Source organism: Flavobacterium rhamnosi, assembly GCF_048286515.1.
Classification (GTDB): Bacteria; Bacteroidota; Bacteroidia; order Flavobacteriales; family Flavobacteriaceae; genus Flavobacterium.
Genome location: NZ_JBLVPS010000003.1, coordinates 299,702 through 323,677 on the forward strand (window position 1 = coordinate 299,702; position 23,976 = coordinate 323,677).

24 protein-coding genes are annotated in these 23,976 nt (G+C 33.9%); 19 read left to right on the plus strand and 5 right to left on the minus strand.

What is annotated here, in order from left to right:
- Positions 1-27 precede the first annotated feature (27 nt).
- The 19 genes from ACNQGN_RS04200 (at position 28) to ACNQGN_RS04290 (ending at position 17,826) form a co-directional block, all read left to right on the plus strand.
- Positions 28-723, plus strand: a complete 696-nt coding sequence (locus ACNQGN_RS04200; RefSeq protein WP_417986601.1) for an ABC transporter ATP-binding protein — start codon at positions 28-30, stop codon at positions 721-723.
- A 327-nt stretch (positions 724-1,050) separates the two neighbouring features.
- Positions 1,051-3,630 carry a type IX secretion system periplasmic lipoprotein PorW/SprE gene (gene porW, locus ACNQGN_RS04205; RefSeq protein ID WP_470303608.1) on the plus strand — a complete coding sequence of 860 codons (2,580 nt, stop codon included), beginning with the start codon at positions 1,051-1,053 and terminating at the stop codon, positions 3,628-3,630.
- Positions 3,631-3,632: 2 nt separating this feature from the next.
- On the plus strand, positions 3,633-4,043 hold the full coding sequence (locus ACNQGN_RS04210) for a bactofilin family protein (RefSeq protein WP_417986603.1): 411 nt from the start codon (positions 3,633-3,635) through the stop codon (positions 4,041-4,043).
- Positions 4,009-4,236, plus strand: coding sequence for an AtpZ/AtpI family protein (locus ACNQGN_RS04215; protein WP_417986604.1), 228 nt, complete (start codon positions 4,009-4,011; stop codon positions 4,234-4,236). Before ACNQGN_RS04210 ends, ACNQGN_RS04215 begins: the two co-directional genes overlap by 35 nt.
- 103 nt (positions 4,237-4,339) lie before the next feature.
- Positions 4,340-4,732: a hypothetical protein gene (locus ACNQGN_RS04220; RefSeq protein WP_417986605.1), complete on the plus strand. Its 393-nt coding sequence runs from the start codon at positions 4,340-4,342 to the stop codon at positions 4,730-4,732.
- A 120-nt stretch (positions 4,733-4,852) separates the two neighbouring features.
- On the plus strand, positions 4,853-5,986 hold the full coding sequence (gene atpB, locus ACNQGN_RS04225; protein WP_417986606.1) for a F0F1 ATP synthase subunit A: 1,134 nt from the start codon (positions 4,853-4,855) through the stop codon (positions 5,984-5,986).
- Between the two features lie 96 nt (positions 5,987-6,082).
- Positions 6,083-6,274 (plus strand): ATP synthase F0 subunit C, encoded by a 192-nt coding sequence (gene atpE / locus ACNQGN_RS04230; protein WP_073353856.1) that lies wholly within the window; start codon positions 6,083-6,085, stop codon positions 6,272-6,274.
- Positions 6,275-6,388: 114 nt separating this feature from the next.
- Positions 6,389-6,889 (plus strand): F0F1 ATP synthase subunit B, encoded by a 501-nt coding sequence (locus ACNQGN_RS04235; RefSeq protein ID WP_417986607.1) that lies wholly within the window; start codon positions 6,389-6,391, stop codon positions 6,887-6,889.
- A gap of 5 nt (positions 6,890-6,894) precedes the next feature.
- Positions 6,895-7,428 (plus strand): ATP synthase F1 subunit delta, encoded by a 534-nt coding sequence (gene atpH, locus ACNQGN_RS04240; protein WP_417986608.1) that lies wholly within the window; start codon positions 6,895-6,897, stop codon positions 7,426-7,428.
- A 38-nt stretch (positions 7,429-7,466) separates the two neighbouring features.
- Complete coding sequence (atpA, locus tag ACNQGN_RS04245; protein ID WP_073209437.1) at positions 7,467-9,044, plus strand: F0F1 ATP synthase subunit alpha; 1,578 nt, start codon at positions 7,467-7,469, stop codon at positions 9,042-9,044.
- A 96-nt stretch (positions 9,045-9,140) separates the two neighbouring features.
- Positions 9,141-10,001, plus strand: a complete 861-nt coding sequence (atpG, locus tag ACNQGN_RS04250) for an ATP synthase F1 subunit gamma (protein WP_417986609.1) — start codon at positions 9,141-9,143, stop codon at positions 9,999-10,001.
- A gap of 99 nt (positions 10,002-10,100) precedes the next feature.
- Positions 10,101-10,544, plus strand: coding sequence for a GNAT family N-acetyltransferase (locus ACNQGN_RS04255; protein ID WP_417986610.1), 444 nt, complete (start codon positions 10,101-10,103; stop codon positions 10,542-10,544).
- 74 nt (positions 10,545-10,618) lie between these two features.
- A complete protein-coding gene (locus tag ACNQGN_RS04260) occupies positions 10,619-11,041 on the plus strand; it encodes a hypothetical protein (protein ID WP_417986611.1) in 423 nt (140 codons plus the stop codon).
- Between the two features lie 148 nt (positions 11,042-11,189).
- Positions 11,190-12,656, plus strand: coding sequence for a lipopolysaccharide biosynthesis protein (locus ACNQGN_RS04265; protein ID WP_417986612.1), 1,467 nt, complete (start codon positions 11,190-11,192; stop codon positions 12,654-12,656).
- Between the two features lie 151 nt (positions 12,657-12,807).
- Complete coding sequence (gene dut, locus ACNQGN_RS04270) at positions 12,808-13,242, plus strand: dUTP diphosphatase (RefSeq protein ID WP_417986613.1); 435 nt, start codon at positions 12,808-12,810, stop codon at positions 13,240-13,242.
- Positions 13,243-13,326: 84 nt separating this feature from the next.
- On the plus strand, positions 13,327-14,337 hold the full coding sequence (locus ACNQGN_RS04275) for a sugar phosphate nucleotidyltransferase (protein ID WP_417986614.1): 1,011 nt from the start codon (positions 13,327-13,329) through the stop codon (positions 14,335-14,337).
- A gap of 31 nt (positions 14,338-14,368) precedes the next feature.
- The gene (locus ACNQGN_RS04280) at positions 14,369-15,718 is read left to right on the plus strand and encodes a tetratricopeptide repeat protein (RefSeq protein ID WP_417986615.1); all 1,350 of its coding nucleotides are present in this window, start codon (positions 14,369-14,371) and stop codon (positions 15,716-15,718) included.
- The gene (gene lolB1 / locus ACNQGN_RS04285; protein WP_417986616.1) at positions 15,718-16,491 is read left to right on the plus strand and encodes a lipoprotein insertase outer membrane protein LolB1; all 774 of its coding nucleotides are present in this window, start codon (positions 15,718-15,720) and stop codon (positions 16,489-16,491) included. Before ACNQGN_RS04280 ends, lolB1 begins: the two co-directional genes overlap by 1 nt.
- A gap of 60 nt (positions 16,492-16,551) precedes the next feature.
- Positions 16,552-17,826 carry a murein hydrolase activator EnvC family protein gene (locus ACNQGN_RS04290; protein WP_417986617.1) on the plus strand — a complete coding sequence of 425 codons (1,275 nt, stop codon included), beginning with the start codon at positions 16,552-16,554 and terminating at the stop codon, positions 17,824-17,826.
- Positions 17,827-17,913: 87 nt separating this feature from the next.
- On the opposite strand, the gene ACNQGN_RS04295 is transcribed toward ACNQGN_RS04290, so the two are convergent.
- From ACNQGN_RS04295 to ACNQGN_RS04315, 5 genes are all read right to left on the minus strand, one after another.
- A complete protein-coding gene (locus ACNQGN_RS04295) occupies positions 17,914-18,870 on the minus strand; it encodes a transglutaminase family protein (protein ID WP_417986618.1) in 957 nt (318 codons plus the stop codon).
- Between the two features lie 5 nt (positions 18,871-18,875).
- Positions 18,876-19,829 carry an alpha-E domain-containing protein gene (locus ACNQGN_RS04300; protein ID WP_417986619.1) on the minus strand — a complete coding sequence of 318 codons (954 nt, stop codon included), beginning with the start codon at positions 19,827-19,829 and terminating at the stop codon, positions 18,876-18,878.
- 36 nt (positions 19,830-19,865) lie between these two features.
- Positions 19,866-21,302: a circularly permuted type 2 ATP-grasp protein gene (locus ACNQGN_RS04305; protein WP_417986620.1), complete on the minus strand. Its 1,437-nt coding sequence runs from the start codon at positions 21,300-21,302 to the stop codon at positions 19,866-19,868.
- A 464-nt stretch (positions 21,303-21,766) separates the two neighbouring features.
- Positions 21,767-22,603, minus strand: coding sequence for a polysaccharide deacetylase family protein (locus tag ACNQGN_RS04310; protein WP_417986621.1), 837 nt, complete (start codon positions 22,601-22,603; stop codon positions 21,767-21,769).
- A 12-nt stretch (positions 22,604-22,615) separates the two neighbouring features.
- Positions 22,616-23,641: a hypothetical protein gene (locus ACNQGN_RS04315; RefSeq protein ID WP_417986622.1), complete on the minus strand. Its 1,026-nt coding sequence runs from the start codon at positions 23,639-23,641 to the stop codon at positions 22,616-22,618.
- Positions 23,642-23,976: the final 335 nt, after the last annotated feature.

Sequence of the window (23,976 nt, forward strand, 5' to 3'; positions counted from 1 at the left end):
ATCGTATTTCTAAAATCGCAAATCAAAATGATACAAGTAAATAGTCTTTCAAAAACATATAACGGTACAACGGTTCTTAAAATCGAAAATCTAGAAATCCAAAAAGGACAAAGTTTTGGATTGGTAGGAAATAATGGCGCCGGAAAAACCACATTTTTTAGTTTGCTGTTGGATTTAATCCAACCTTCAACGGGACATATTATCAACAATGGGATTCAAGTAAATTCAAGCGAAAACTGGAAACCTTTCACTGCTTCTTTTCTGGACGAAAGTTTTTTAATTGGCTACTTAACACCCGAAGAGTATTTTTATTTCATAGGAGATTTACGTGGACAGAATAAAGCTGACATTGATACTTTGCTTGCTAAACACGAGGAATTTTTTAATGGCGAAATCTTAAAGAATAAAAAATATTTACGTGATTTATCCAAAGGAAATCAAAAGAAAGTGGGAATTATCGCCACACTTATAGGCAATCCTGAAGTGGTAATTTTAGATGAACCATTTGCCAATTTAGATCCAACAACAGTCAATAGATTGAAAAAAATCATCAAGGAATTAGCCGAAAATCCTGACGTAACGGTTTTAGTTTCCAGCCATGATTTGCAACATACAGTTGAGGTTTGTGATAGAATAGTGGCCCTAAATAAGGGAGAAGTAGTGAAGGATATTCAAACATCAAGAGAAACCCTGCAAGAGCTGGAATTGTTTTTTGCAGTGTAAAATTTAATTTGGACGGGAACCGAAAAGAAAGATTTAGGATTGGGTTTTTCACTCCCGATCTTTTATTTCCTAACAAAAGGATAAAAAATATTTTCGCTTCAAACGAAGTTAACGGAGTGACAGTGTAAATAAAAGCATTGTGAAGTAATCCCTGCTGCAAAACGAGCAATCAAAAAGAAACCCAATAATTTCCACGATATCAAAAAGAAACGTATTTTTACAAGTCATTATACTAAATAGTGTTTTTAGAAGTTAATTGATAAAAAACGTTTACCATTGAAAACCAAGACATTCAAACATATATTTTCTCTAGGATTTTTATTGTTTTTGGTAGCGTGTTCTACTAAAAAGGACAATTTTATGGCGAGAAAATCCCATGCTTTGAGTACAAAATACAATATTTTATACAACGGGCAAATAGGATTGGACAAAGGGGTTAATGGTCTAAAAGCAAACAATAAAGATGACTTTTGGAAGCGTTTGCCTATCGAGAGAATGCAAATGGAGGAAGAGATTTCATCGGAAGGAAAATCTAAAAATGCTGATTTTGAATTGGCCGAGACCAAAGCCACAAAGGCAATTCAAAAACACTCCATGAACATCGGAGGGAGAGAAAAAAACAGTCAGATAGACGAAGCATATTTACTACTTGGTAAATCCCGATATTATGATCAAAGATTTGTTCCGGCATTAGATGCATTTAATTACATTTTATACAAATATCCTAATAGCAGTAAGATTTATGAAGCTAAAATTTGGCGAGAAAAAACCAATATGCGACTTGGTAACGATGCCTTGGTAGTAAAAAACATCACCAAGCTATTGAAGGAGAAAGAGTTGAAAAAACAAGTTTTTGCGGATGCAAATGCACTTTTATCAGAAGCGTTTTTAAACCTGGAAGAAAAAGACAGCGCTTTAGCAAAATTAAAAATAGCCGAAAGATATACCAAAAAAAATGCTGAGAGAGCGAGATATCGTTTTATTCTGGGACAATTGTATGAAGAATTAGGTAAAAAAGACAGTGCTATTTACAGCTATCAATCAGTGATTGATATGAATAGAAAATCTGAAAGAAAATATGTTATTCAGGCTTACGCCAAAAAAGCACAATTATTCGATTATAAAACCGGAGATACAACAGCGTTTTTAAAAACATACAACAAATTAATTGCCGACAGAGAAAACAGACCATTTCTAGATGTAATCTATAGGGAAAAGGCCGTTTTTTATGATAAAAACGACAAGCAAAAAATAGCGTTAGGTTTTTACAATGCTTCGCTAAAAAAAGCAACAACAGATCAATATTTGATTGCTTCAGATTATAGGGATTTAGGAAATATGTATTTCAAAAATGCCGACTATCCAGTTGCAGCGAAGTATTATGATAGTACTCTTGTAAAGTTGGACGTTAAAACCAGAGAATTCATCCGCATTCAAAAAACAAGAAAAGATTTAGACGAAGTAATACAGCTGGAAGCTATTGCCAAAACAAATGACAGTATTTTGAACGTGGTTTCTTTATCAGAAACGGATAGGGTTGTATATTTTGAAAATTATATCGATAAGTTAAAAAAGGATGATGAAGCTAAAAGAATTTTAGAAGAGAAATTTAAAGAGAAACAGGAAAATATAGAAAGAAATACTAAAACAGCTTCGATTGATCCAGCTTCCCCTAATCAGGAATCAGGAAAACCAGTAAGGAAATCACCATTAGCACCCCCAACAATTGATGTTTCTTCTTCCCAACAGGCAGCTAGCGTTTTCTATTTTTACAATCCTACAACCATTGCTTTTGGAAAACTGGAGTTTAAAAAAAATTGGGGAGACCGGTCTTCAAATGGGAATTGGAGATTATCAGCAAACAAAACTGATTTTGCCGTGAAAGACTCTATAAATGGAGACAAAGCAGCATTGGAAGACAAATTAGCAGTGGATAAACCAGTTGAAAAATACGCAACCGATTATTATCTAAAACAGCTTCCAACAAATCAAACTGATATTGACAGCATTGCCAAAGAACGTAATTTTGCCTATTATCAACTTGGGGTTATTTATAAAGAAAAATTCAAAGAATATGAATTGGCTAGTGCTAAACTGGAACAATTGTTAAAAAACAATCCAGAAGAAAAACTGATTCTACCCACACTTTATAATTTATATAAAATTTACCAAATTTCGGATGCTGCTAAAGCGGAGACGATAAAAAACAGAATTTCCACACAATTTCCGAGTTCACGTTATGCACAAATAATAAATAATACAAATTCGAATGTCGTTTCAGACAATGAAACACCTGATAAAGTGTATAATAAATGGTATAAGTTATATCAGCAGGAACAGTATTCTATTGTGCTAACAAATATTGACAATTTGATTAATCAGTATTCGGGAGATGAAATTGTTTCGAAATTTGAACTGTTAAAAGCAAGTACTCTTGGAAAACTCAGAGGTTTACCGGCCTATAAAAAGGCATTGCAGGAATTGGCGGATAATCATCCGAATAGCGAAGAAGGTAAAAAAGCGGTAGAAATACTGACTGCTCAAATTCCGTTTTTAGAAGGAAAGGACTTTAGTATTGTTGATAGCAAGAATTGGAAAATTCTTTATAAAGTAGGAGCAAGAGAGGATAAAAACACAAAGGCAATTGAAGATAAATTAAAATTGTTTATTGCTAATGAGAATTTTCAGAAGGTTTCTTATTCTTATGATATTTATACTGAAAAAGAAAATTTCATAACCATTCATGGAATTAATTCGGAAGTTTATGCCAAAGAAATCGCGCAGGCAATAAAAGAAAACCAAAAATATAAAATCGACGAACCCGCCATTGTGGTTTCCAGTGAAAATTATAAAGTAATTCAAATCAAGAAAAATCTTGACACGTATTTAGCCCCTAAAAATCAATAATCATGTTTGATAAAAAGCCAAAATCATATACTGATCTTTTGGGTAAAACTAATAGAATAGTAGAGGGAACCACCATAAAAGGTGACATTATTTCTCAGGCGGATTTTAGACTGGATGGGGAATTAATAGGTAATTTTCAATCGAGTGGAAAAATAGTTATTGGTCCCGCAGGAAGTGTTACCGGAGATATTGTATGTAAAAATGCTGATATTGAAGGGAAGTTCAACGGTAAAATTCAGGTAACCGAAATCCTGAATGTAAAATCTAAAGCAAGTATTCAAGGCGAAATTTCAGTAGGGAAATTATCGGTCGAACCTGGTGCTGATTTTAGCGCTTCCTGCGCAATGAAGAATAATATAAAAAATCTAATGCCAAACGATGGACAACAAACCCAACAAAAAACAAGCCAGTAAATGGTTAGCCCTGATTAATATCCCGATTCAAATGGGGGCAATCATCTTTCTGTTTTCCTATCTTGGAGATTGGTTAGATGAGAATCATCCCAATCCAAAAGTGTATTACAATAAAATTTTGGTGATGGTTGGTGTCGCATTAGCTTTATATAATGTGATACGGCAAGTAAACGAAATCAACAAAAAACAGTGATTCTTCGGAAGAAAAAATAGTAAGGACCAGGTGCAAGATATTGCTATGTCAGAAATCAAAATAACTTTGCGCCTTAGTACCTCCGCTGGCAAAAACAAACTCAATGAATTTACAAAATTACAAACCGCTTCTAAGTTTACTGTTGCTTGCGGGATTATTCTATATTCTTCATAAAATTATTTTTCATGTTTTTAATATAAATGACGAAGCTTTTTATTATTCGATTGAAACGCTGTATTTACTTTTTTTAGGTTTATCAATTCTAGTCTTTATTGCTTTGTTGAAAGTTAAAGAACGCAGTTTTGATAATGTTGGGATGTCATTTCTACTGGGAACAAGCATTAAAATGGTTTTTTGTTATTTGATTTTAAGGCCTTTATTGCAAGTCTCAAATCAAAATATTGCAATAGAAAAAAAGAATTTTTTTGTAATGTTTATTCTCTTTTTAGCAATTGAAACGATATTAACGATACGCATATTAAACGAAAAGCAATAAATATGTTGTTTATGTATCAAATGTTCCAAAAATAAATTTTTATATGCTTTTGAATATTAATAAAAAATGTACATTTGCACCAAATTTCAGAAACGTAATAAATTAAGATAATTAACTGTTATGGTGATTTCAAACAAACCACTTAGATTTATATTAGTAGCTTTAGTAGCGTGTCTTCCTCTAATTAGTTTTGCAAATCCTGAAAAGGATTCTGTGAAAGTAAAGACGGAAGTTGCTCATGAAGCAACAGAAGAGGCTCACGCTAAACCAACAGATGTAAAATCTAAAATTAAGGAATTTATCAATCATCACCTTTTAGATGCTCATGATTTTACTTTTTCTGTAAATGAAGAAACAGGTGAGCATTATGGTTTTTCATTACCAATTATTCTTTGGGATAATGGTTTGCAAGTATTTTCTTCTTCAAAATTCCATCATGGTGAAGAGGTTGCAGAACACAATGGTAATTATTATGTATTGCACCACGAAAAAATATACAAAACGGATGCTTCTGGAACTTTAACAGAAGAGCACGGTCACCCAACAAATGCAACTCCGATAGATTTATCAATTACAAAAAGTGTAATCGGTATATTAGGAATAGCAATATTAATGTTTGTATTGTTTACAAGTCTTGCAAAATCGTACACTAAAAATGGAGGTATTGCTTCAGGAGCTGGTCGTTTCTTTGAACCACTTGTTCTTTATATAAGAGATGAAATTGCGATTCCAAACATTGGAGAAAAAGGATATAAAAAATACATGAGTTATTTATTGACTATATTTTTCTTTATTTTCTTTTTAAACATATTAGGATTAACTCCGCTGGGATTTAACGTTACAGGTAATATTGCCATTACAGCATCACTAGCACTGTTGACGTATTTAATCACAACCTTTACGGCTAATAAAAATTATTGGGGACATATTTTCTGGATGCCAGGTGTACCAACTCCAATGAAATTTATTTTGGCTCCAATTGAATTATTAGGCACAATCATTAAACCATTTTCATTAATGATACGTTTGTACGCTAACATTTTGGCTGGACACGTTGTTTTGATGAGTATTATTGGTTTAATGTTTATCTTTAAAAGCTGGATTGGAAGCACGTTATCTTTTGGATTAGCATTTGCGCTTTCTATACTTGAAATTTTAGTAGCTTTTTTACAGGCTTATATTTTTACAATGTTATCTGCACTTTATTTTGGAGCAGGAAACGAAGAGCATCATCACGACGAAGCGCATCATTAATTGATTACCGTTTAATTGATAATTTGTTTAGCGGTCAGCGTAAACAAATCAGAGATTAAACCATAAAAAGAATGTTTAATTTTTAATATATATATTATGGAAATTCCAACTATTGTAGGAGCAGGATTGATTGTTATCGGAGCAGGTTTAGGTATTGGTAGAATTGGTGGTTCAGCAATGGACGCTATTGCTCGTCAACCAGAAGCTTCTGGAAAAATCCAAACAGCTATGCTAATTGCAGCTGCACTTATTGAAGGTATTGGTTTTGCTGCGTTATTCGCATCTTAATTAAAGCTTAAAAAACAATAGTTACAACGGTTGGTTGTGACTATTGTTTTTAAAATTAAAACATTAAAAATTGCGATTAAGCAATTCATACTTTAAAATTTATAATTAGATATAATGGATAAGTTAATAAATGATTTTTCGTTTGGTTTGTTTATTTGGCAAATAGCAATATTTGTTGGATTAATATTCTTATTAAAAAAATTCGCTTGGAAACCAATTCTTGATGCAGTTAATGATAGAGAAGAAGGAATCAAAAATGCATTGCTTTCAGCTGAAAATGCTAGAAGAGAAATGCAAAATCTTCAAGCAGACAACCAACGTATTTTACAAGAAGCAAGATTAGAGCGTGACAACATGCTTAAAGATGCTCGTGAAATGAAAGAGAAAATGGTTGCTGATGCTAAAAACGAAGCGCAAGCTCAAGGTCTAAAAATGATCGAGCAAGCGAAAGCAGCAATTGAGAGTGAAAAAAATGCAGCTATGGCAGAATTGAAACTACATGTTTCTAGTTTGTCATTGAGTATCGCAGAAAAAATATTGAAAGACGAACTATCTAGCAAAGAGGCTCAAACTAAATTAGTTGAGAAAATGTTAGGTGACGTAAAGTTAAACTAACAATTATGGCAAGTACAAGAGCAGCAATTCGTTATGCAAAAGCAATTCTAGACTTAGCAAACTCAAAAGGTGTTGCCGAAGTTGTAAATAACGATATGAAATCTATCGCTTCGACAATTAATGGTAATTTGGAATTGAGTACTTTTATTCAAAACCCTACCATGAAAGTGGAAGTTAAAGAAAAAGCACTGTTAGAAGTTTTTGCAGGTATCAATGGGGTGACTCAAGGGTTGTTTCATTTGTTATTTGAAAACAAAAGATTCGAAATTCTGGAAGCTATCGCTTTAGAATACAGTAAATTATCTGATATTATGAATGGTGTTGAAGTGGCGCAAGTTACTACGGCTTTCACAATGGATGCGGCATTAGAAGCTAAAGTTTTGGCTAAAATAGCAACACTATCAGATAAAAAAATCACAATAGAAAATATAGTAGATGCTTCAATTATTGGAGGATTTATTCTAAGAATAGGCGACAAGCAGTACAATGCTTCGGTAGCCAACAGATTACAAGTATTAAAAAGAGAGTTAAGTAATTAGTTTTATTACACATTTAAGTGTCTAAATTATAAATTAAGATGGCGGAAATCAAACCTGCTGAAATTTCAGCAATATTAAGAAAGCAAGTAGAAGGTTTTGAATCTGGTGCTACACTGGAAGAAGTAGGAACAGTACTTCAAGTTGGAGATGGTATTGCTCGTGTTTACGGGCTTTCTAATGTTCAATATGGAGAGTTAGTTGAATTTGACAATGGATTAGAAGCTATTGTTTTGAATCTTGAAGAAGATAATGTAGGTGTGGTGCTTTTAGGACCATCTACAGGAATCAAAGAAGGTTCAACTGCAAAAAGAACACAACGTATTGCTTCTCTTAAAGTAGGAGAACAAATGGTAGGTCGTGTAGTAAACACTCTTGGTTTTCCAATTGATGGAAAAGGACCAATTGGTGGAGACTTATACGAAATGCCTTTGGAAAGAAAAGCTCCTGGAGTTATCTTCCGTCAACCAGTTACTGAACCATTACAAACAGGAATAAAAGCAGTAGATGCTATGATTCCGGTTGGACGTGGACAACGTGAGCTGGTTATTGGTGACCGTCAAACAGGTAAATCAACTGTTTGTATCGATACCATCTTAAATCAAAAAGAATTTTACGATGCAGGAAAGCCTGTATTTTGTATATATGTTGCAATTGGACAAAAAGCGTCAACTGTAGCAGGAATTGCTAAAATGTTAGAGGAAAAAGGAGCAATGGCTTATACCATTATTGTTGCTGCTAATGCTTCTGATCCAGCTCCAATGCAAGTTTATGCTCCTTTCGCAGGTGCTGCAATTGGAGAATATTTTAGAGATTCAGGTCGTCCAGCTTTAATTGTTTATGATGATTTATCTAAACAAGCTGTTGCTTACCGTGAGGTTTCTCTTTTATTAAGAAGACCACCGGGACGTGAAGCATATCCTGGAGACGTTTTCTACTTGCACAGTAGATTATTAGAGCGCGCTTGTAAAGTAATTGCAGATGATGGAATTGCTAAAAACATGAACGATCTACCAGATTCATTGAAATCAATCGTAAAAGGTGGTGGTTCTCTTACCGCTTTACCAATTATTGAAACTCAAGCTGGAGACGTTTCTGCTTATATCCCAACAAATGTAATTTCGATTACAGATGGTCAAATTTTCCTTGATGGAGATTTGTTTAACTCAGGGGTTCGTCCAGCAATTAACGTAGGTATCTCGGTATCTCGTGTTGGAGGTAATGCTCAAATTAAATCAATGAAAAAAGTAGCGGGTACTTTGAAACTGGATCAGGCACAATTCCGTGAATTGGAAGCGTTTGCTAAATTTGGTTCTGATTTAGATGCAGTTACTTTGAATGTTATTGAAAAAGGAAAAAGAAACGTTGAGATATTGAAACAAGGTTTAAATGATCCTTATACTGTTGAAGATCAAGTTGCCATTATCTATGCTGGTTCTAAAAACTTATTGAGAAATGTTCCTGTGAACAAAGTAAGAGAATTTGAGAAAGATTTCTTGGAATTCCTGAACAACAAACACAGAGCAACTCTTGATGCTTTAAAAGCAGGGAAATTAACAGATGAAATTACAGATGTAATTGAAACTGTAGCAAAAGAATTATCAGCAAAATATAACTAAATAGTTATTTTAAATCTTGAATTATAAATTACAAATCGTGATTGTCACTTTCCACTAATTTATAATTCAATATTTATAATTTATAATAAAAACTAAATGGCAAATTTAAAGGAAATCCGTAATAGAATTACTTCCGTTTCGTCTACGATGCAAATTACATCGGCAATGAAAATGGTTTCTGCAGCAAAGCTAAAGAAAGCACAAGATGCAATCACAGCAATGCGCCCTTATGCCGAAAAATTAACGGAATTACTACAAAACCTTTCTGCTACACTTGAAGGTGATGCAGGTGGAGAGTTTACAACGCAACGTGAGATAAAGAAGGTTTTAGTTGTAGCCATAACTTCAAATAGAGGTTTATGTGGTGCATTTAATACGAATGTTATCAAAGAAGCAAAAAGTCGCTCTGAATTTTATGCTGGAAAACAAGTTGATATTTTTGCTATCGGTAAAAAGGGAAATGATGTTTTGAGCAAAACACTTTCAGTAGTTGATAATCAAAGCGCTGTTTTTGAGAATTTGACTTTTGATAATGTTGCTACAATTGCAGACCTATTAACTGAGAAATTCGTTTCTGGTCAATATGATAAAATTGAGTTGATTTACAACCAATTTAAAAATGCTGCGACGCAAATTGTTCAAACAGAACAATTTTTACCTTTGGCACCTTTAAAATCAGATCTTACAGTTTCTGCAGGAGATTATATATTTGAACCTTCAAAAGAAGAAATCGTGTTAACTTTGATTCCAAAATCATTGAAAACACAATTGTATAAAGGTATTCGTGATTCATTTGCTTCAGAGCATGGTGCACGTATGACTGCAATGCACAAAGCAACTGATAACGCAACGGAGTTGAGAAATCAATTGAAATTAACGTATAATAAAGCACGTCAAGCTTCTATTACTAACGAGATCCTTGAGATTGTTGGTGGTGCGGAAGCATTGAATGGATAGTAAATTATTGATTCAAATATATTTTAGAGGCTATTCGAAATTACTTTTCGAACAGCCTCTTTTTTTTGTTTAATTTTATAGTTTAAAACAGTAAGAAGAATGCAATTAGAAATTAAAGAGTTGACAACAGTTGAGGAAATGCTTGCCAACATTGAAGTAATGCGATTTTTATATCCCGCATTTGCGTTGGAAAAATATGAATCCTTTCTGGTTGAGATGATTCCACATAATTACAGGCAAGTTGCTGTTTTTGAAAATAAGGTTTGTGTTGCTGTTTCAGGATTTTGGTCGGGAACAAAACTTTGGTCGGGAAAATACATAGAGATCGATAATTTTATTGTTCATCCGGAACATCGTTCTAAAGGTTTAGGCAAAATGATGACGGATTATATAGAGGCAAAAGCCAAAGAAACGGATTGTACAATGATTGTTCTCGATGCCTTTACTGGAAATTTTACGGCGCATCGCTTTTATTATAACCAAGGATATGTCCCAAAAGGATTTCATTTTCTTAAAATTTTAAACGAAGAAGGATTAAGTTAAATTCCCAGAAGATGCAACGGTATATAAAAACGATTTTCTTTTTTTTAATTGTAATCAGCTTTAATTTTTGTGCCATGAAACAAGAATTCCAAACGGAATTTCCTCAAGAAATAACATCAGTTTATTTTTACAAATGGAGTGACAGGCAAGAAGAGACAGTAAGCGGAATCGATTTTTTTATTGAATTTAAAAAGGTTCTTCCTAAGAATATTAAGCTTGTTAAAATTCATTTTAGAAATCAAGTCTCAAGTATAGAAGAAGTTTCTAAAAATAGATTTCTGGCGCATTTTTATCAAAAAAATAAACAGCAGGATTTAATTTTGGACAGTGATTCTTTAAAAGAATACGGTAATAAAGCACCAATTATTGTAAAACCCGAATTTGATCTAAAACCCAACGAGGCGCTGTTAGAATATATGGAAAATGATAAAACCAAATTTTTCAAAATAATTAATCCTGAAGAAAAACCAAAGAGTATCAATTCATCTGTTAAATAGCTATGATAGAAAATAATATTTTGGAAGGAAGATGTTTGTATCAAGGTATCATGCGTATTTCACTTTCAAAAAACAAATATTATCTTCACATGATTAAACCAAAGAATTAGTTATTTTTGTTTTATAAATACAAAACAGATAAATCATTTTGGGATTATATAAAAGTCTTTTTAAACAAACAGCAATTTACGGGCTAGCAACGGTTTTACCGAGAATGTTCAGTTTTTTACTAGTTCCTCTTTATACTGATTTACTGCCAAAAGCTGAGTATGGAAAAGTTTCCATAATTTTCGCCTGGATGATTTTTTTCAATGTTATTCTTGCCTATGGAATGGAAACCGCCTTTTTTCGGTTTTACAATAATGAAACCAACAAGAAAACAGTTGTGGAAACGACGATGGTTTCGATTTTTTGGAGTTCAATTTCCTTTTTATTTATAGCGCTCTTATACCGAAACACTTTGTCGCAATGGTCTGGTATAGATACGCAATACATCACCTATACTATTTGGATTTTAGTACTGGATGCCTTGGTAATTATACCATTTTCAAAATTGAGAGCCTATCAAAAATCCATGGTTTATGCCGGAATTAAAATCGGAAATGTTTTAATTAATCTTTCTTTAAGTGTTTTCTTTTTGCTCTTTTTACCTAAAATTGCGCAATCTCAACCCGATGGATTCTTAGGTTCTTTGTATATTGAAAACTTTCAGATTGGGTACATATTTTTAGCCAATATTATTGCCAGTTTATTGACATTTGTAATCCTTTCACCGGATTATATTTTGTTAAAATGGAGTTTTGATTTTGCACTTTGGAAACGAATGATGCGTTACGGTTTGCCTATAATGGTCGCTGGAATCGCGTTTGCCATCAATGAACAATTCGACAAAATTTTATTGGGAAGATTATTACCCGCTAATATCGCGGAAGCCGAAGTGGGAGTATATTCCGCCTGTTATAAATTGGGGTTGTTCATGGTTTTGTATAGAACCGCATACACTTTAGGAATCGAACCCTTCTTTTTTAGCCATGCTGCAAACAAGGACGCGCCGCAGACCTATGCCACTGTGACTAAATATTTTGTCATTTTTGGATCTTTTATTTTGCTAAGTGTAATCGTGTTTGCCGATGTTTTAAAATACTTTATGATTCGCGATACTTCCTATTGGGAAGCCATGAAAGTTGTTCCGTTGATTATTCTGGCTAATTTTTTCCTTGGGATTTACACGAATCTTTCCGTTTGGTACAAACTTATTGACAAAACATATATAGGGGCTTATATCTCTATTGTTGGCGCAATAATAACATTAATGCTCAACTACCTGCTAATTCCAACTATGAGTTACTATGGATCAGCTATCGCTACTATAGCAGCCTATGGGAGCATGATGTTTATTTCTTATTATTTAGGGAATAAATACTACCCAATACCCTATGATACAAAAAAGATAGTAGGATATCTCTCCCTGTCAGTAGGATTCTCGGCCATATCATTTTATGGTTTCCGAGAGAATTATTTTGTTGGAATTCCATTATTACTCGTATTTATGTATTTTATATATCACAACGAAAGAGAAATGTTAACCAGAATTTTGAAACCAAAAGGCAACTAGAATTTAATTAAGCTAACGTGGCATGTTGCAAGGTTTTTAAAATTGTTTTTTTCTTAGTCGATTAGGAGCTCTTTTGGTTGCTCTTTTTAGCAGGAAAAATACAATTGGAAGTAAAGGCTTTTCACTTGCAAGACGTCTAAAAACAATAACAATGACTATAAAAATTATTAATAAATCAGGACATGAATTGCCAAACTATGAGACCATAGCTTCGGCAGGAATGGATTTAAGAGCAAATCTAACAGAATCAATAACCCTAAAGCCATTAGAAAGAGCCATCATAAAAACAGGTCTTTTTATTGAATTACCAATAGGCTATGAAGCACAAGTACGTCCAAGAAGTGGACTGGCTGCCAAAAAAGGAATAACAGTTCTCAACTCTCCGGGAACTGTTGATGCCGATTATCGTGGTGAAATAGGTGTGATTTTAGTAAATTTATCCAATGAAGCTTTTGTGGTTGAAAACGGGGAGCGCATTGCGCAGCTCATTATTGCCAAACATGAACGTGCTGAATGGAATGAAGTTCACGAATTAACAGAAACCTCCAGAGGTGAGGGTGGCTTTGGAAGTACAGGAGTGAAATAGCTAACGGTATCCCATCTTAGGATAAAGCTGTCGCACGGAGCAGTCGAGGTAATGTTAAAATATAAATGATATAAAATAACGAACATGAAAATAATAATCCCAATGGCCGGACGTGGTTCACGTCTTCGTCCACATACATTAACTATTCCTAAACCATTAATTCCTATTGCGGGTAAACCTATTGTCCACCGTTTAGTAGAAGATATAGCCAACGTAATCAACCAAAAAATTGACGAAATTGCATTCATTATCCACAAAGATTTTGGAAAACCAGTAGAAATCGATTTAATCGCCATAGCCGAAAAATTGGGAGCTAAAGGAACTATCTATTATCAAAATGAAGCTTTAGGGACAGGGCATGCTATTATGTGCGCCAAAGACAGTATGGACGGGCCAATTGTGGTTGCATACGCAGACACACTTTTTAGAGCGGATTTCAGTTTAGACACTGCTGCGGATAGTGTAATTTGGGTCAAACAAGTGGCTGATCCAAGTGCTTTTGGTGTGGTGCAATTGAATAAGGAAAATCAAATTGTTGATTTTGTTGAAAAACCAAAAGAGTTTGTGTCCGATTTAGCCATTATAGGGATCTATTATTTCAAAAAAGGAGAAGACTTACGTAGCGAGTTGCAATTCCTGTTGGATAATGACATTACAAAAGGCGGAGAATACCAGTTGACGGACGGTTTAGAGAATCTGAAACAAAAGGGCATGAAATTTGTTCCTGGTAAAGTAGAGGAGTGGATGGACTGTGGGAATAAGAATGTAACGGTGGAAACAAATTCCAGAATGTTAGGTTTTTTACACAATGATGGTACACATTTAGTTGACTTTGATGTTAAGTTAGAAAATTCGACTATAATTCCACCGTGTTATATTGGGGAAGATGTAATTTTGGTAAATGCAACTGTTGGACCTAATGTGTCATTAGGAAAGGGATGTCATGTATCAAACAGCACCATAAAAAACAGTTTGATTCAAAACCATTCTCATATTAAAAATGCGAATCTGGATAATGCAATGATCGGGAACCATGCCAGTTTTAATGGTACTTTTACAAGCATAAGTATTGGGGATTATTCGGTATTGGAATAGTTCGAAAAGGTAAAATTGAAAGAAATATTCAATGAAGAAAGAAGCTTTAATAATTCTGTTTATGGTTTTGCTAAGCAATTCACCTTTGCTATTGGCACAAACCGAACCCGAAGAAATAAAGCAGGAAACAAATCAGTTTCAAGAAAGTTTTTATGAATCGTTGCTTCAAAAAGGAATTGAAAATTATGACAAAGCGATTAAAGCTTTGGAGCAATGTGTAAAGTTACAACCGAATAATGCCACTGTATTTTTCGAATTAGGGAAAAACTATTTGGCATTAAAGGATTATGAAAACGCCTACAAATCCTTTGAACACGCAACACAAATTGATCCAAAAAACAGATGGTTTTGGGTGGGAATGTATGATGTGAGTTTTGAGACCAGCAATTATAATCAGGCCCTAATTGCCATCAATAAATTAATACCATTTGATGAAAAGTATAAAGAGGATTTAACATCTCTGTATATGGGTACCAGGCAATTTGATAAAGCGCTTGATCTCATCAATGAACTGAATGATACTTTTGGAAAAACGGAAAGAAGGGAGTTATACAAAATGCAGATTTTATCGGAAGGAAAATTTCAAAATGTTGAGGAAGCTAATTTAATAACACAAATTGATAAAAACCCAAGAGAAGAATCTAATTATATTGCGCTAATTAATTTGTACTCCAAAAATAATGAAGCAGAGAAGGCTTTTGAAGTAACAAAAAAGTTAGCAGCAGCAGTTCCAAATTCTGAATGGGCACAAGTGAGTTTGTTTAAAGTTTATTTGGAGAATAATGAAGGGGCAAAAGCTATAAATGCGATGAATATTTCTTTGGCAAGTGCCAAAATTGATTCAAAGATAAAACATAGAATGCTGAATGAATTTTTGATTTTTGTGGAAAGAAATCCTCAATATTCTTCTGATTTAGAAAAGGCAATTTCCTATTTTGATAATGACAACGAGGTTAATGTAGCCAAAGAAATTGGTAAATATTTTCACAGTAAAAAGCAGTGGGACAAATCTATCAGGTATTATGAACAAGCATTAAAGAAGAGCTCAGGAGAAGATATAGAAACGAATTTGCTTTTGCTTCAAAGCTATACTGAGGTAAAACAATTTGATCTTTTAGCTAGAAAAGCAATGACAATGATTGAAACATTTCCTACACAACCGCAATTTTATTACTATTCAGGATTGGCGAACAATCAATTGCAACAGTATAAAAAAGCTAAAGAAATTCTGGAAATGGGATTGGAGTATTTACTAGACGACATAACATTAGAAATAAATTTCAATATCCAGCTTGGTGAAGCGTACAATGGTTTGGGAGATTTCAAGAAAAAAGAATTGTATTTTTCCAAAGCCAATGAATTATTAAAACAAAAAAAATAATGAAAAAATTTTCAATACTATTAGTACTTGCAATCGTAATGGCTTCGTGCAAATCGAAATCTGTTGTGGCTGAGGCAAGTGTAAAATCGACCTATTTGACCGCTGATAAAATAATAGAAAATCATTACAACAATAAAAACAATTTTTCTACATTATATATTAAGTCCAATGCGAGATATGCAGATGACAAACAAACGCAAAATGTTACTGCCGAAATAAAAATAAAGAAAGACCAACAAATTTTAATTAGTATTCGTTTTTTAGGAATTACTATGGCAAAAGCCTTGATAACACCAACAGCGGTAAACTATTATGAAAAAATAAACGGTAGTTATTTTGAAGGTGATTTCAGTGGTTTAAGTCAATGGTTAGGAACCGATTTAGATTTTAATAAAATCCAAAATATGTTGTTGGGTGATGCAATAGATGATTTGAATAAAGGAAAGTATACAGAGTCGTTAATGGAACAGACCTATAGACTGGATGATATGTCAAGTAAAAACACAAAAAAATCGTTCTTCTTTGATGCGGATAAATTTTTAGTTAAAAGACAGGAAATAAAACAGACCGCTGAAGACCGAATGATTCAGGTGGCTTATTCAGATAATAAAGTGTACAATGAAGGCACTTTGCCATCAAATATTCTAATAAACACATTTCAAAAGAAAGGAAAAACGGAAATCAATTTAGATTATAACACGATAACGTTCAATGAGGAACTTTCTTTTCCTTATAGTGTTCCAAATGGGTACAAAAGAATTATAATTAAGTAAATTTGCAAAAAATATTTTTTTAAGATGCCAAAATTTCTCCTAAGCCTAATTTTCATAAGCATGACTTCACTAATGTGGAGCCAAACCTCTCAACAAGAAAAATTAGAAGAACGAAAAGCCCAGATTCAGAAAGAAATTCGTGAAAATGAAAAGCTATTGCAAACCGTAAAGAAAAAAGAAAAAACGGCTGTAAATGTAATTGTCATACAAAGCAATAAGATAAAGCTTAAAGAAAAACTGATTAACACTACTGAAAGACAAAAGAAGCTTTTGGGGAATGATATGTATATTAATCAGGTAAAAATCAATAAACTTAAAAAAGAGCTGGAAATACTTAAAGCAGATTATGCTGAGATGATTGTAAAATCATACAAAAGCCGTTCTGAGGAGAGTAGAGCAATGTTTTTATTGTCCTCTGAGAATTTTTTACAGGCCTATAAAAGGGCACAGTACATGAAACAGTACACGAATTACAGAAAGATGCAAGGTGAGGAAATCAAATCTAAAACCGGTGAGCTTATTGTGTATAATGGAAAACTGGATGTGCAAAAAAAGGCCAAACAGAAACTCATAGCTGAGAACGAAAAAGAACGTTTGTCATTAGAAAAAGAGCGACAAGAGCAGGAAAAATTAGTAAAATCTATTAAAAAAGATAAGAACAAAATTCTTGCTGAAATTAAGAAAAGACAACAAGAATCCAGACAAATTGATAGGCAAATCAATAGATTAATACGGGAAGCAATTGCAGAGGCCAATAGAAAAGCGGCAATGGAAAGAGCAATGGAAAGAGCAAAAGCGGAATCTAAAGCAGAGTCAAAAACAGAATCTAAATCGGAACTGAAAACCCGTGCTAAGGCTATTGTTTCTTCTTCATCCGTATCATCATCAAAAATAGAACTGACAGCTGAGACAAAATTAATTGCAGATAACTTTAGAGCCAATAGAGGTAAATTACCGTGGCCGGTAGAAAAAGGATTTGTGTCATTAGGATATGGAGATCAGGCGCATCCAGTATACAAAACATTGGTTATTCATAATAGTGGTGTGGAAATTACTACGGACCAGGGATCAAATGCAAGAGCAGTTTTTGGTGGTGAGGTGGCAAGTGTAATTGTTTTATCTCCAATAAATAAAGCAGTGATGGTACAACATGGAGATTTCTTCACGGTTTATCAGAATTTAAGCTCTGTTTCTGTAAGTAAAGGGGATAAAGTAAGTATAAAACAAAGTCTTGGAAGAGTAAGGACCAATAATGAAGGCAGGACAGTAATTAAATTTTTAATTCTTCAAAATACAACGTATAACAACCCTCAGAGTTGGTTGTTTAATATGTAAGAATTGATAGATCAAAATATATTTAGCTAAGAAAAGCGAATCAAGGAGTACTTTGATTCGCTTTTTTAGCTTTATGAACTTAAATTACTATTGTTGCTGCTGTTGCTGCTGTTGAAGTTGCTCAATGTAGTTCAATTGTTCTTGAAGTTCGAGAGAAACTTCTTCGAGTTGTACATCGTTTATATCTTCAAAGTGTCTTCCGTCCTCATATCCTATTGAAACACATACCGAGAGCGTCTGTCTGGAAAGTCCTTTAAAAGTGCCTTTTACCGGAGTGCAGTCATAAAAATTTCGACCTACTGAAAGTTTCACGTGATTGTCCATGGTCCAGATATTGTTTGTAGGATCTAAACCCAGCCAACCTTGTTTTGATGTGTAAATTTCTATCCAGGCGTGTGTAGCACCTTCTCCTCTGAGTCCGCTTTCATTCGGGCAAATGTAGCCGCTCACATATCGCGCAGGAATACCGGCTGTACGCAAGAGTTGTAATAGTACATGCGCAAAGTCTTGGCAAACTCCTTTTCTAATGTCTAGAATTTCATCGACTGTAGTTTCAATATTTGTAATTCCCTTTGTATAGATGAAATTTGTAAAAATATATTGATTGCATTGTTGAGCAATTTCTATAATGGGTTTGTCGGTACAGTTTATTTCATCCAGAATCGCATTGATTTGGTTTTGTTTTTTGATCGTTTCGGGATAACAAAGTCTCAATAAAGAAATGTTTCTTTCTTTTTCTTTTGCCAAGTCCTTTACTGTAGTATAATCTAGTTCAGGGATCTTAAGCGAATGATTAACACGCACCAACATCCTCGATTCAATAGTCATTTCTATGTGTGATTCCATAGTATTGAAATTACCAACGCTATTGCCATAGTAGTCTCGCGAAATTTCTACTTCGGGATTGTTTGTTATTAGAAGGTGGTATTGTAAAACGTCTTGGTTTTCAAAATGATGTGGAAATAAACGAATCTCATTGATACTTTCTTTTATCGGCCAATTGTATTGGTATTTTGTGATGTGAACTATTTTGAAAATCGCCATTTTTATCAGGTATAAGAGAAGAATAATTTAGAAAAATCCGTCGAAAACTGTATCAGTTGTGTTCTGGTATTATTTAGGACATCTTCTAATTGTTGGTTGGTAAGGTGATGATAATCCGTAAATTCAACAGAACTTTTGAGCCTTCCAAATTGATTGTGCAATGTTCTTGCCTCGCTGAGATTGTTGTCTTTAAAGAGAGAGTCTAAATAGATGTCTATTAATTCTAAAGTATAAATCACTGAATGTGCGAAATCTCTATTGAAGATGACTTGTTGCACCACTTTACGATTATGTGGAATATTACTATAGCTTTTTAAATACAATTCATAACCCGAAAGAGAAAGTAACAATCTCCTCCAATACAATAAATCTTCCTCTCCATCGAGATTATAAGCAATAGGAGCGTAGTACGCTTGCGTTAGGGAGATGGTTTGCAGACATCTTTCTATGTGTTTGCCAATACTTGAAAAGCACCATCCTAATCCCCTGGGCATTGTCACCTGAAGAATTCCGTTGTAGAGCAAAAAATCTTTATTGAGTTTACTGATAATATTACTCGCATCAGAAGTTTCTAGTTTTTTTGGCAATTCAGGTGAATTCATGAAGTGATACAAAGAATTGATATGTTCCCAAAGTTCTTTCGTGATTTTGTCTTGTGAACCTCTTGCGTTTTCTCGTGCTTTGATAACGAGATTCTTTACGGAGTTATGGTTTGGATTATCGCAAATGATATACTTTAAAACGAAATTTGTATCGTACTGCACCTGATTTATTTTTTCTGTTGACAAATCAGTATAGTATTCCAATAAAGGTTTGTATCCTTGAGAATCATTCATTTCTTTATCAAAAGATAGAATATAGAAGGTATTTAAGGTAAGCAGCATTCCATCTGTTCTTTCCATATATCGGTTGAGCCAAAACATTCCGTCTGCAACCCTGCTGAGCATATTTACTTTCATTTTTTTTATTTAAAGGGTATTGACTAGACCGAAACTTTATTTAACAATCCACGTATCCTTACTTCCTCCGCCTTGGGAAGAATTAACGACTAGAGAGCCTTCAGTGAGCGCGACTCTGGTTAGTCCGCCAGGAACTATTTTTACCCCATTAGGGCCGCACAAAGCATAAGGTCTTAAGTCCACATGTCGTAATTTTAGTTCGCCATCGATGAGACATGGTACCGTGCTGAGTTGAATGATAGGTTGCGCAATGAAATTACGCGGATTATCAACAATCGCAATTTTTGCGTTATCCACTTCCTGTTGCGTTGCTTTATTTCCCATAATCATTCCATAACCGCCACTCTGATTGGTTTCCTTAATGACCATCTTTTCCATGTTTGCAAAAACCATTTCTCTTTCATCTAAATTTTCCATTCTGTATGTAGGGACATTTTTGAGAATTGGCTCTTCGTTCAGATAATATTTTATCATGTCCGGCACATAAGCGTATACGGCTTTATCATCGGCGACTCCATTTCCTACAGCATTAACCAAGGCTACATTTCCTTGTTTGTATGCACTAATAAGCCCGGGAACACCTAACGCGCTGTCCGGTTTAAAAACTAACGGATCAAGATATTCATCATCCAGACGTCTATAAATAACATCTACCTGATGAAGTCCGGAAGTGGTTTTCATATAGACTTTGTTGTTGTTTACCACTAAATCTCTTCCTTCTACCAGAGGAATTCCCATTTGTCTGGCTAAAAAGGTATGCTCATAATACGCCGAGTTGTATACTCCGGGTGTTAGTAGGACTACATTTGGGTTGGAGATATTTCTTGGAGACAGAGCAACTAAAATGTTATGGAAAATCATAGGATAATTGCTTACCATGCTAACATGATTAGAGGTAAGCATGTCTGGAAAAATCCGTTTGGTTATTTCTCTGTTTTCAAGCATATAACTCACACCGCTTGGACACCGCAAATTGTCTTCCAGTACATAAAATTCTCCTTTTGCACCCCGAATCAAATCTATTCCTGCAATGTGAACATGGATGTTGTGTGGCACTTTAATTCCGTGAACTTCCTGGATGTAATGGGGGCACGAGGCTATTAATGCTGCGGGTATAATGCCTTCTTTTATGATGAGCTGCTCATTATAGATGTCTTCCAAGAATAAATTAAGTGCTTTTAACCTTTGTTTTATTCCGGTTTCCACTTCATTCCAATCTTTTTGGGTAATAATTCGTGGAATGATATCAAAAGGAAAAATCCTTTCAATGCCCTGATTGTCGTCACTATAAACGGTAAAAGTTATTCCTTGATTCATAAAAAAATCAGAAGCCTGTCGATGCTTATCGTTGAGTTTTTCGTGATCTAAGTTTTGTAATGTTTGCAGTACTTGGCGGTAATATTCCCGAACTCCCTCCTTAGAAAACATTTCATCCCAACCATTTTGGTTTAATTTAGGTATCTCCTTCATCATAATTCATGTTATTAAAACGTTAAGATTTGTTGTGTTTTATTGAATAAAACACATCTTTAAAGCTAAAATACCAAATTATTTTTTATATAAATGAGGATTATATCACTATTTAATAATTTTTATAACATTCTTTTTTTGACAATTGTTTTTTGATAATTATTTTATTTTGTAATGTTGTTTTTTATGATTTCGCAGTCTTAAAAACATTTTTTATTCGCTACCCCCTTGAAATATGGTGTGGGAGAGCTTACTAATTGTACAAAAATTACAAATAGTATAAAAAAAGGAGTTGTCAAAAATTAAATCAGAAACAGGATTTCTGATTGCCGAGAAATAGTATCGTTTATATCCTTTAAATTATCGGGTTTACTTGTTTTTCGAAGTAAAAAAAATCTCAGTTATTAAGTCGATTTAATAACTGAGATTAGAAAGTGTTTTTATATAAATAACGTTTTACAGATATTTTAAAAAGAAGATTTTATAGCTTTCATTACCCTTGGAGTGGACCATTGACCTGCAACAATAATACGTCTGATGGTGTATAATGGATTGACAGAATCTCTTTTAGTAGACAAGATAAATGCCATTTGGTAGTCGCTCTTTTTTATTTCAGGTATGGCGGCAGTATTCCATAAACCAAAAGGATAAGCAAAATATTTTACAGGCTTACCGGTGATGTCTTCAAGTTTTTTTTTGGGTTTTACTAATTGGGTATTCCAGTCATCTCCAGTATATTTTGTGACCATATGATGATCCCAAGTATGCGCTGCAATCACATTTCCATTATCAGATAAATTTTTAATTTGATCATTGGTCATATAATTAGGTCGGTTAGTAGAGACCGTCATGATAAAAAACACCCCTTTGAAACCGTATTTATTCATTTCAGCAGCGCCTATTGTAAATTGTTCTTCTCGTGTGTCGTCAAACGTGATCATTATTGGATTAGAAGGCAATGGCACATCATAAACCAGGTAATCGTACAATTGGGCGGGTAGAATAGTATGATACCCTTCGGCTGAAAGTGTTTTCATTTGTTCTGCAAAATTGGCCGGGGTCACGGTGTACGTTTTTTTCATTTCACTGGCATTGGCACTAAAATTCTGAATACTATGATAGCATAATATAGGGACTTCTTTTTTGGAAAGAATAGAGGCAGCATCAGCCATTACTTTTTTTGGTGCTGCTATTTTCACGGGGGCAGTAATAATTGGAATTTCGTTCGTTGTTTTACGAGGCTCTGACTGACAGCCCAATAATAGAAAAAATCCAACGATAACTAAAAAAAGAAGATTCTTCATAGATAAATTTAATTATTGGTATTGAATATAGATTGGTTTTGGAGTCAATTTAATTAATTCTTCCGGACTGTACATTTTCCAATCTTTTTTATTGTCGTTTTTATAAAATAATTTAAAACCGGTAAATTGTACAGGTTCTCTATAGATATAACTCATGTACGTCGATTTTTTAAGTGTCTTGCTACCAAAACCATCCATGTCCATCACAATTTGAACCTCCGGTACGGTTTTAATTTCTTTATAATTTTTCACCATTCCTTGCGTAAAACGGTGTACTACAAGTACTTTTGGAGTTAGTTTATTTTTACGTACGATGTTTGCCAAAATGTCAATGGCATCATTAATATCAGCAGCGGTAAAATTTCCAATTTTAGAACCAGGACGTTCTCCATTCTTCATAGAAAATTCAGGATCGATTCCCAAGTGTACATTAGGTAATGCAAGATATTGTTCGAGTTCGGCGACTTCGGCCTTTACGGTACTGTGTCCCACTTGAATATCCAAAAACACTAAAGCATTGATAGGTTTTGCCCAACTTAGAATAGTATCTATTTGTTTAAAAGGCATGCGCATGCGGTGCATGTTATTTTTGCCCGGTGCTCCCTGAGCGGTAACAGCAATATAATGTAAAGCAGGTATTGCTTTGACAGTAGAGTCCGCTGCTTGCCATTTTGCCACTTCACCTTGCAGTTTTGCCAACATTTCTCTTCGAGGAAGTTCTCCGAGAATCCCCATTCTTGTGGAATACAAATTTCCGTAATAAGCAATAATACGGTTGTATGGTAAAATCGCTCCGGGTAATGGGTAAGGTGTTTTTACCGGCCATCTGCCAGTTGTGTCATTGTTGCTTAATGCCACCATTCTTTTATTATAATCGATAGTGTCAATTGTAAGAGCAGCCTTTTTCTCTATGGAATCAGTTTTTGCAGTCTCCGTTTTTTTTGTCTCATTTAAAGCATCAGCTGCTTTGCCACGATTACAACTGGAAACATAAAATAATAAGGGAAGTACAAGGAATAGGATAGCTTGCTTTTTCATATGTAGGTAATATAGTTTTTAAAAGGATATGGAACTTCTTCAGTTTAAAGAAAATCTTTCTTCCTAATTTAGTTAAACGTAGTTTTTAATAAAAAAGTTCAAATACAAATATAAAGTTTTTTAAGAGCGGTTACTCAATTGTAATACTGTTCTAAGCGGATATTTTTTATATAATTTACAGATTTTGGTTCTCTTTGAAATAGTAATTAGGAATGCTGATTTGACAACTCCTCCAGCTTAAGCGTTGAGGATTCTTGGAAAAAGCTTGCCTCAACAGGCTACTTTAGCTTCCATGAGAAATTGCCCTTTCTCCAAAATATTATTTGCGGCGTTTA

Coding starts and splice junctions, on each gene's coding strand:
- atpA (WP_073209437.1), top strand. CDS start 7,467: ATGGCGGAAATCAAACCTGCTGAAATTTCAGCAATATTAAGAAAGCAA.
- atpH (WP_417986608.1), top strand. CDS start 6,895: ATGGCAAGTACAAGAGCAGCAATTCGTTATGCAAAAGCAATTCTAGAC.
- dut (WP_417986613.1), top strand. CDS start 12,808: ATGACTATAAAAATTATTAATAAATCAGGACATGAATTGCCAAACTAT.
- ACNQGN_RS04215 (WP_417986604.1), top strand. CDS start 4,009: ATGGACAACAAACCCAACAAAAAACAAGCCAGTAAATGGTTAGCCCTG.
- ACNQGN_RS04310 (WP_417986621.1), bottom strand. CDS start 22,603: ATGAAGAATCTTCTTTTTTTAGTTATCGTTGGATTTTTTCTATTATTG.
- ACNQGN_RS04210 (WP_417986603.1), top strand. CDS start 3,633: ATGTTTGATAAAAAGCCAAAATCATATACTGATCTTTTGGGTAAAACT.
- ACNQGN_RS04280 (WP_417986615.1), top strand. CDS start 14,369: ATGAAGAAAGAAGCTTTAATAATTCTGTTTATGGTTTTGCTAAGCAAT.
- atpG (WP_417986609.1), top strand. CDS start 9,141: ATGGCAAATTTAAAGGAAATCCGTAATAGAATTACTTCCGTTTCGTCT.
- ACNQGN_RS04235 (WP_417986607.1), top strand. CDS start 6,389: ATGGATAAGTTAATAAATGATTTTTCGTTTGGTTTGTTTATTTGGCAA.
- ACNQGN_RS04220 (WP_417986605.1), top strand. CDS start 4,340: ATGAATTTACAAAATTACAAACCGCTTCTAAGTTTACTGTTGCTTGCG.
- lolB1 (WP_417986616.1), top strand. CDS start 15,718: ATGAAAAAATTTTCAATACTATTAGTACTTGCAATCGTAATGGCTTCG.
- ACNQGN_RS04315 (WP_417986622.1), bottom strand. CDS start 23,641: ATGAAAAAGCAAGCTATCCTATTCCTTGTACTTCCCTTATTATTTTAT.
- ACNQGN_RS04260 (WP_417986611.1), top strand. CDS start 10,619: ATGAAACAAGAATTCCAAACGGAATTTCCTCAAGAAATAACATCAGTT.
- ACNQGN_RS04275 (WP_417986614.1), top strand. CDS start 13,327: ATGAAAATAATAATCCCAATGGCCGGACGTGGTTCACGTCTTCGTCCA.
- atpB (WP_417986606.1), top strand. CDS start 4,853: ATGGTGATTTCAAACAAACCACTTAGATTTATATTAGTAGCTTTAGTA.
- ACNQGN_RS04200 (WP_417986601.1), top strand. CDS start 28: ATGATACAAGTAAATAGTCTTTCAAAAACATATAACGGTACAACGGTT.
- ACNQGN_RS04290 (WP_417986617.1), top strand. CDS start 16,552: ATGACTTCACTAATGTGGAGCCAAACCTCTCAACAAGAAAAATTAGAA.
- atpE (WP_073353856.1), top strand. CDS start 6,083: ATGGAAATTCCAACTATTGTAGGAGCAGGATTGATTGTTATCGGAGCA.
- ACNQGN_RS04300 (WP_417986619.1), bottom strand. CDS start 19,829: ATGAAAGTAAATATGCTCAGCAGGGTTGCAGACGGAATGTTTTGGCTC.
- ACNQGN_RS04295 (WP_417986618.1), bottom strand. CDS start 18,870: ATGGCGATTTTCAAAATAGTTCACATCACAAAATACCAATACAATTGG.
- ACNQGN_RS04305 (WP_417986620.1), bottom strand. CDS start 21,302: ATGATGAAGGAGATACCTAAATTAAACCAAAATGGTTGGGATGAAATG.
- ACNQGN_RS04255 (WP_417986610.1), top strand. CDS start 10,101: ATGCAATTAGAAATTAAAGAGTTGACAACAGTTGAGGAAATGCTTGCC.